The 250-nt window shown below is 46.8% G+C and carries 1 protein-coding gene; it reads left to right on the top strand.

What is annotated here, in order from left to right:
• Positions 1 to 34 precede the first annotated feature (34 nt).
• A partial coding sequence (locus BZJ21_RS15900; RefSeq protein WP_131826371.1) for a helix-turn-helix domain-containing protein occupies positions 35 to 250 on the top strand: 216 nt, incomplete at its 3' end.

Here is a 250-nt window from a genome sequence, read left to right as displayed (position 1 = left end):
ATTTTACGTAGAAACAGGATCATGATTCCTACCTATGAAAGTGACTTTAACCAAACAGCAGAAGCTTGAACTCGACCGCCAACATGGGACGACTCGTGATGGGCGAGTGCGCGATCGTATCAAAGCAGTGTTACTCGCGTCTGAAGGTTGGAGCGCTGCGATGATTTCTCAAGCATTGCGTATTAACGAAACAACAGTACGGCGTCATCTTGAAGACTACGCAACTGCTGAAAAACTCAAGCCCGAGAAT

It is taken from the genome of Salinivibrio costicola subsp. alcaliphilus (assembly GCF_001996185.1).
GTDB classification, from domain to species: domain Bacteria; phylum Pseudomonadota; class Gammaproteobacteria; order Enterobacterales; family Vibrionaceae; genus Salinivibrio; species Salinivibrio costicola.
Note: the sequence above shows the minus strand (reverse complement) of the source record. Positions and strands in the feature narration are given on the sequence as shown.